Genomic DNA, 6825 nt, shown 5'->3' with positions numbered 1-6825 from the left:
GGAGGAATTACTAAGCTGCCCGATCAAATTCCTCCCTCGCTTTAGCGGGGGAGGGGGACCGCTCGCCGCAGGCGAGTGGTGGAGGGGGCGTCTCCGCGGGCGCGAAGCCAGCGATATGCCACCCCATCATTGCCCGAAGCCCTGTCCTACACCCCGCCACATCGCTATAACCTGCGCCACGCTCTTTCTCATCGTGGCGATCGGTGCAATTTCGGAAACGATAAGGCTCGATCGTTTCCGTTGAGGTGTCCATGTTGTCCATGTCGTCCAACACCCGACGGTAACGGGTGACGCCGGCCGCAAAGCTTCCTATGACTTGCACAGCCGTGCCGACCCTTCATGCCCTTGCCAATCCTGCCCGTTTCGTCGCGATCGCGCGTCCGGCGACGCCGGTGCTGCTCGGGTTGGGGATCGTGCTGCTGGCGATCGGCTGCTGGGCCGGGTTGACCCGGACGCCGCCCGATTATCTTCAGGGCGACAGCGTCCGCATCCTCTACATCCACGTCCCCGCCGCCTGGCTCGGCATGGGCGGCTGGAGCGGGCTCGCGATCAGCAGCATCGCCTTCCTCGTCTGGCGCCACCCGCTCGCCGCGGTCGCGGCGCGCGCGATCGCGCTGCCCGGCGCGGTATTCGCCGCGATCTGCCTCGTCACCGGCTCGATCTGGGGGCGGCCGACCTGGGGGACGTGGTGGCAATGGGACGGGCGGCTGACCTCGATGCTGCTGCTGTTCTTCGTCTATTGCGGCTATATGGCGCTCGCCCGCGCCGATGCCGAGCGCGGCGGCGACGGCCGTATCCCGGCGCTCTACGGCATCGCCGGCACCGTGCTGCTGCCGATCATCCGCTATTCGGTGGTGTGGTGGAACACCCTCCATCAAGGCCCGTCGATCGGCCTCACCCGGTCGAGCATCGCCGGCAGCATCCTCTGGCCGCTGGGCTTCACCGTGGCGGGCTTCACCTTGCTGTTCGCGGGAATCGTGCTGATGCGGATGCGCGCGACGCTTGCCCGGCTGAAGGCAGAAGCGCGGATGCGGCGGATGGCGCGGTCGTGAACGCCTGGCCGTTCGTCATCGCCGCTTATGCGATCACGCTCGCTGCCGCGGCGGCGCTGACGCTGGCGAGCTGGCTGGCGATGAAGCGCGCCGAGAAATGAAGGCCAAGCATCAACGGCTTACGCTGGCGCTGCTCGGGCTGGCGGCGGTGGTCGCCGCGGCGCTGCTGGCGATGTCGGCGCTGAAGGATCAGGCGTCGTTCTTCTACGCGCCCTCCGATGTCGCGCGGCAGGGGCTGCCGCTCGGGCGCGCGGTGCGGCTCGGCGGCATGGTGCAAGCCGGCTCGATCAAGCGCGCCGCGGATGGCGTCACCGTCCATTTCGTCGTCGGCGACGGCATCGCGACCACCCCCGTCACCTTCGCCGGCATCACCCCCGATCTGTTCCGCGAACGCTCCGGCGTCGTCGCCGAGGGGCAGTTCAACCGCGACGGTAGCTTCACCGCCACGAATTTGCTCGCCAAGCACGACGAGAAGTACATGCCGCCCGAACTCGCCGGCAAGATGCACGAGACGCGGACGCTCGAGCCATGACCGCCGAAGCCGGCCTCGCCGCTTTGTGGCTCGCCGCTGCGCTCGCCGCGCTGCAAGTGGCGGTGGCCGCACTCGGGCTCGGCCGCGGGCATCCGGCCAGCGTTGCCGCGGTACGCCCGATCGCGATCGTCCAGGGCGGGCTTGCCGCCATCGCCATGGCGGCGCTGATCGCGCTGTTCCTCGCCTCCGACATGTCGGTGAAACTGGTCGTCGAGAACAGCCATTCCGCCAAGCCGTGGCTCTACAAATTCGCCGGGGCGTGGGGAAATCATGAAGGGTCGATGCTGCTTTGGGTGACGATCCTCGGCCTCGCCGGCGGTGCGGTCGCGATTTTTGAACGACGGCTGCCCGAACGCACGCTGGTCGCGACGCTCGGCGCGCAGGCGGGCATCGCGCTGGGCTTCTACGCCTTCTTGCTCTTCGCCTCCAACCCCTTCGCCCGGATCAGCCCGGCGGCGCGCGACGGGCTCGGCCTCAACCCGTTGTTGCAGGACCCCGGCCTGGCCTTCCACCCGCCGACGCTCTACATCGGCTATGTCGGTATCTCGGTGGCCTTCTCCTTCGCGGTCGGCGCGCTCGTCACCCGCGACGTCGGCCAGGTTTTCGCCAAGGCGATGCGGCCGTGGGTGCTGGGCGCTTGGATATTCCTGACGCTCGGCATCACCGCGGGCAGCTATTGGGCCTATTACGAACTGGGCTGGGGTGGCTGGTGGTTCTGGGACCCGGTCGAGAACGCCTCGCTGATGCCGTGGCTGGCGGCGACTGCGCTGCTCCACTCGGTGACGGTGCTCGCCACCCGCGACGGGCTGCGGGCGTGGACGGTGATGCTCGCCGTCGTCGCCTTTTCGATGTCGATGATCGGCACCTTCCTCGTCCGCTCGGGCATCCTGACCAGCGTCCACGCCTTCGCGGTCGATCCCGCACGCGGCACGTTCATCCTCGTGCTGCTCGCGCTCTATATCGGTGGTGCGCTGGCGTTGTTCGCGGCGCGGATCGGTACCGTGCGCGCCGGCACCACCTTCGACTTCGTCAGCCGCGAGGGCGGACTGGTGATCAACAATCTGCTGCTGTCGGTGATTCTCGGCGTCGTGCTGATCGGCACGCTCTATCCGCTCGTGGCGGCGAGCTTCGGCGTCCAGCTCTCGGTCGGGCCGCCGTTCTTCAACGCCGCCGCGGGGCCGATCGCACTCGCGCTGGTGGTGGCGATGGCGGTCGGGCCGCTGCTGCGCTGGCGGCGCGACGAGGCGAGCGCGCTGCTCGAACGGCTGGTGTGGCCGATCGCCGCGGCGGGCTTCACCGGCGCGGGGCTGGTGGCGCTGGCGCCGCCCGGCGTGATGCCGCTGCTCGGCCTGTCGCTCGCCGCGGGGCTGGCGGTGGCGAGCGTGCTGCCGCTGATCGGCCGCAATCCGTGGCGGACGCCCTTGTTCACCTGGGGGATGGTCGTCGCGCATCTCGGCATCGCGGTCAGCCTCGCCGGCATGGCCTGCGATAGCGCCTATACCGCCGAAACGCTCGTCGCCGCCCGCGTCGGCCAGCCGGTGCGCGTCGGCCCCTATGTCGTCCGGCTCGACGGCATCAAGCCGGTGGTGGGCGAGAATTGGTCGGCGCTCGAAGCGCGGCTCGGCGCCACCCGCGAAGGCGAACGGATCGTGCTGCGTCCGCAGTCGCGCTTCTTCTCCGATCCGGTGACGACCACCAGCGAAAGCGCGATCGCCACCGAATGGGATGGCCAGCTCTATACCGTGCTCGGCCAGCCGGACAGCCAGGGGCGCTGGCAGTTGCGCTTGTGGTGGAAGCCGTTCGTGACGTTGATCTGGTTCGGCGGCGCGCTGATCGCTTTGGGCGGCGCGCTGTCGCTCGTCGGCCGCTGGCGCCGCGAGCGCCGGGCGGCGGCCCGGGAGGCCTATCGATGAGGCGGTGGCTGCTCTGGGCGCCGTTCGCGGTGTTCGCCGCGATCGTCGTGGTGGTGGCCAGCGGGCTGTTCGCGCCCGCCGATCAGGCCGTGCGGTCCGCGCTGATTGGCAAGCCGCTGCCCGATTTCGCGCTGCCGCCGATCGCCCCGGGCAAGCCCGGCCTGTCCACCGCGGTGTTCCGTCAGGGCCAGCCGCACCTGCTCAACGTCTTTGCGAGCTGGTGCATCCCGTGCGCCGCCGAATCGCCGCAGCTGCTGCGCCTCAAGGCGATGGGCATCCCGATAGACGCCATCGCGATCCGCGATACCGCGCCGGCGCTGCGCGACTTCCTCGCCCGCTACGGCGACCCCTATGAGCGGATCGGCGCCGACGCGCAGAGCGCGGTGCAACTCGCGCTGGGATCGTCGGGCGTGCCCGAGAGCTTCGTGATCGACGGCGAGGGACGGATCGTCCTTCAGCATATCGGCGACATCCGCGCCGAGGACGTCGACGCCATCGCCGCCGCGGTCAGGAGCGCGCGATGAAGCGCGCGCTGCTGCTGCTGGCGCTGATCGCGGCACCGGTCGCGGCCGATCCCTCGACGCCGCCAGCGGCGCTCGCCAACACGCAATTGCGCGATCCCGCGCAGGAGGCGAAGGCGCGCGACCTGATGGCGACGCTGCGCTGCCTCGTCTGCCAGGGGCAGTCGATCGCCGACAGCGATGCGAGCATGGCCGGCGACATGCGCGCGTTCGTGCGCAGCCGCATCGCCGCGGGCGAGACGCCCGAATCGATCCGCGCGTGGCTGATCGAACGCTACGGTGATTACGTCAGCTACGATCCGCCCCTCGGCGCGGCGACCTGGCCCTTGTGGCTCGCGCCGATCGCCTTGCTGGTGGTGGGCGCCGTGATCGCGCGGTCGAGCTTTCGGCGGCGGCGGCGCTGATGGGCTGGCTGACGCTCGTGCTGATCGCGGCGGCGGCGATGGCCGCGCTCGTGCTGCTGCGCGTCGACCGGTTGCTGTGGTCGATGGTCGGCGCGGCGCTGATGCTCGGCGCGGCGGGCTATGCGTGGCAGGGTTCGCCGACGCTGCCGGCCATTCCGGCGCGGCCAGAGGCGTTGCGCGTCGCCGACGATCCGTCGCTCGTCGACCTGCGCGAGCGGATGCTCGGGCGGTTCACCGCCGATGCTGCCTATCTGATCGCGTCGGATGCGATGGCGCGGTCGGGGGACCGGCGGTCGGCGGTGCGGGCGATCCTCGGCGGGCTCAACCGCTATCCGCGCAGCCTGATGCTGTGGACCGGGCTCGGCACCGCGCTGGCGACGCATGACGGTAATACCCTGTCGCCGCCGGCGCTGTTCGCCTTTCGCCAAGCGATCCGCATCGCTCCCGAGCATCCGGCGCCGCTGTTCTTCCTCGGCCTCGCCTATGTCCGCGCCAACGATTATCCGGCGGCGCGGCAGGCATGGGCGAAGGCGCTGGCCTTGTGCCCGGAGGGGGCATCCTACCGCCGCGACATCGCGGTCCGGCTCGACTTGCTCGACCGTTTGCTGGCTACGCAACGCCCGCAGTAAGTGTGGCTAGTTCGTGGCAACATGGACAACATGGACACTTGAACGGAAACGATCCGGCCTTATCGTTTCCGATTCTGTGCTGATCGATCACGATGAGAAAGAACGCCGGGTGATGGCGATCCCTAGCATCTTGCGTGCGGTGTAGGACAGCGCGGCGGATTTACGCTGTGGATGCAGTCGCTTGAGACGGATGCGATCCTACCGGGCGCGCGTCCCTGCCGCCTGCATCTGCGTCGCCGGGCAGGTTCATGCGAAACGGGCCCCGGCGTCAGGCGAACGACCGTTCGTACCTGAGCGCCGAGGCCCGTCTTACGCCAGCGGCGTGGTTACTTTCCGCGGCCGGTCTTGCCCTGCAGCTCGTCGATGCGCTTCGAGGCGTCCGCCTTGGTCAGCGTATCGTCGAATTCCTCGCCGGCTTCCTCGGACAGCGTCTTGAGATAGCTCGCCTGCGCGCCGGTCATCGTCTCGTCGCCGGTGGTCCAGTCATCCGGATCCTTCTCGGCGTTCGAGGTTGGGTGGGTCTTGGGGTTTTCGGTCTCGGACATGGTTGAAGCCTCTCTTGGTATCGGAGGCTTCAACCACCCTGTTCCACGTTCGTTCCGCTTAGCCGTTCCATGCCTCGAACGGCAGGTCGAGCGCCTCGGCGACCGCCTGATGCCGGATCTTGCCGCCCGAGACGTTGAGGCCGTTGGCGAGATGCGGATCGGCCGCCATCGCCGCCTCGGCGCCGAGGTTGGCGAGCTTCAGCGCGAACGGCAAGGTCGCATTGTTGAGCGCGAACGCCGAGGTGCGCGCGACCGCGCCCGGCATGTTGGCGACGCAATAATGGGTGACGCCGTCGACCTCGAACACCGGGTCCTCATGCGTCGTCGCATGACTGGTCTCGAAACAGCCGCCCTGGTCGATCGCGATATCGACCATCACCGCGCCGCGCTTCATCGTCTTGACCATCTCGCGCGTCACCAGCTTGGGCGCCGCCGCGCCCGGCACCAGCACCGCGCCGATGACGAGATGCGCGCTCTTCACCGCCGCCGCGATCGCCGCCTTGCTGGCATAAGCGGTCTTGATCTGGCTGGAGAAGAACATGTCGAGTTCCGCGAGGCGATCGTTCGAGATGTCGTAGATCGTCACGTCGGCGCGCATGCCGACCGCCATCTGCGCGGCGTTGACGCCCGAGACGCCGCCGCCGAGGATCGCGACCTTCGCCGGCGCCACGCCCGGCACGCCGCCGAGCAGCACGCCGCGGCCGCCCTGTTCCTTCTCGAGATAATGCGCGCCGACCTGCACCGACATGCGGCCCGCGACTTCCGACATCGGCTTGAGCAGCGGCAGGCCGCCGCGCGCCGCGGTCACCGTCTCATAGGCGATGCAGGTCGCGCCCGACTCGATCAGCCCCTCGGCCTGCGGCTTGTCGGCGGCGAGGTGGAGATAGGTGAACAGCAGGTGGCGCGGTTCGAGCAGCGCGATCTCGCTCGCCTGCGGCTCCTTGACCTTCACGATCATGTCGGCGGCGGCGAACACCGCGGCGGGATCGGGCAGAATCTTCGCGCCCGCATCGATATAATCCTGATCCTCGAAATCGATGCCGGAGCCGGCCTTCGTCTCGACGACGACCTCATGGCCGGCGGCGACCAGTTCGGCGACCGACGGCGGGGTCAGGCCGACGCGATATTCGTGGTTCTTGATTTCCTTGGGCACGCCGATGCGCATCATATTCTCCTCTTCTGCCCTACCCATAGCCGCGACCGCGCAGGAGAAGGTCGCAATGTTTTGC

Annotated in this window: 8 protein-coding genes; 6 read left to right on the top strand and 2 right to left on the bottom strand. The window is 68.8% G+C overall.

All coding sequences use genetic code 11. The annotated features are described in order from the left end of the window. Positions 1 to 326 precede the first annotated feature (326 nt). From ccmC to SFC76_RS10725, 6 genes are all read left to right on the top strand, one after another. Complete coding sequence (gene ccmC / locus SFC76_RS10750) at positions 327 to 1052, top strand: heme ABC transporter permease CcmC (protein WP_322849456.1); 726 nt, start codon at positions 327 to 329, stop codon at positions 1050 to 1052. Positions 1053 to 1149: 97 nt separating this feature from the next. Then, positions 1150 to 1584, top strand: a complete 435-nt coding sequence (ccmE, locus tag SFC76_RS10745) for a cytochrome c maturation protein CcmE (protein ID WP_322849455.1) — start codon at positions 1150 to 1152, stop codon at positions 1582 to 1584. Further along, the gene (locus tag SFC76_RS10740; RefSeq protein WP_322849454.1) at positions 1581 to 3497 is read left to right on the top strand and encodes a heme lyase CcmF/NrfE family subunit; all 1917 of its coding nucleotides are present in this window, start codon (positions 1581 to 1583) and stop codon (positions 3495 to 3497) included. Before ccmE ends, SFC76_RS10740 begins: the two co-directional genes overlap by 4 nt. Next, a complete protein-coding gene (locus tag SFC76_RS10735) occupies positions 3494 to 4021 on the top strand; it encodes a redoxin family protein (RefSeq protein WP_322849453.1) in 528 nt (175 codons plus the stop codon). Before SFC76_RS10740 ends, SFC76_RS10735 begins: the two co-directional genes overlap by 4 nt. Next, positions 4018 to 4422, top strand: a complete 405-nt coding sequence (locus SFC76_RS10730) for a cytochrome c-type biogenesis protein (RefSeq protein ID WP_322849452.1) — start codon at positions 4018 to 4020, stop codon at positions 4420 to 4422. The genes SFC76_RS10735 and SFC76_RS10730 overlap by 4 nt, the downstream gene beginning before the upstream one ends. Next, on the top strand, positions 4347 to 5051 hold the full coding sequence (locus SFC76_RS10725; RefSeq protein ID WP_322849451.1) for a tetratricopeptide repeat protein: 705 nt from the start codon (positions 4347 to 4349) through the stop codon (positions 5049 to 5051). Before SFC76_RS10730 ends, SFC76_RS10725 begins: the two co-directional genes overlap by 76 nt. A 326-nt stretch (positions 5052 to 5377) precedes the next feature. Here the strand turns inward: SFC76_RS10725 and SFC76_RS10720 are convergent, their stop codons facing one another. Together SFC76_RS10720 and ald are read right to left on the bottom strand one after the other, a co-directional pair. After that, a complete protein-coding gene (locus SFC76_RS10720) occupies positions 5378 to 5596 on the bottom strand; it encodes a DUF3072 domain-containing protein (RefSeq protein ID WP_322849450.1) in 219 nt (72 codons plus the stop codon). A 58-nt stretch (positions 5597 to 5654) separates the two neighbouring features. Then, positions 5655 to 6761 carry an alanine dehydrogenase gene (gene ald, locus SFC76_RS10715; protein WP_322849473.1) on the bottom strand — a complete coding sequence of 369 codons (1107 nt, stop codon included), beginning with the start codon at positions 6759 to 6761 and terminating at the stop codon, positions 5655 to 5657. Positions 6762 to 6825 lie beyond the last annotated feature (64 nt).

The organism is Sphingomonas sp. CD22 (assembly GCF_034556155.1).
Taxonomy (GTDB): Bacteria; Pseudomonadota; Alphaproteobacteria; order Sphingomonadales; family Sphingomonadaceae; genus Sphingomonas.
This window is presented reverse-complemented; position numbering and strand designations above follow the sequence as displayed.

Coding starts and splice junctions, on each gene's coding strand:
- ald (WP_322849473.1), bottom strand. CDS start 6,761: ATGCGCATCGGCGTGCCCAAGGAAATCAAGAACCACGAATATCGCGTC.
- ccmE (WP_322849455.1), top strand. CDS start 1,150: ATGAAGGCCAAGCATCAACGGCTTACGCTGGCGCTGCTCGGGCTGGCG.
- SFC76_RS10735 (WP_322849453.1), top strand. CDS start 3,494: ATGAGGCGGTGGCTGCTCTGGGCGCCGTTCGCGGTGTTCGCCGCGATC.
- SFC76_RS10740 (WP_322849454.1), top strand. CDS start 1,581: ATGACCGCCGAAGCCGGCCTCGCCGCTTTGTGGCTCGCCGCTGCGCTC.
- SFC76_RS10720 (WP_322849450.1), bottom strand. CDS start 5,596: ATGTCCGAGACCGAAAACCCCAAGACCCACCCAACCTCGAACGCCGAG.
- SFC76_RS10730 (WP_322849452.1), top strand. CDS start 4,018: ATGAAGCGCGCGCTGCTGCTGCTGGCGCTGATCGCGGCACCGGTCGCG.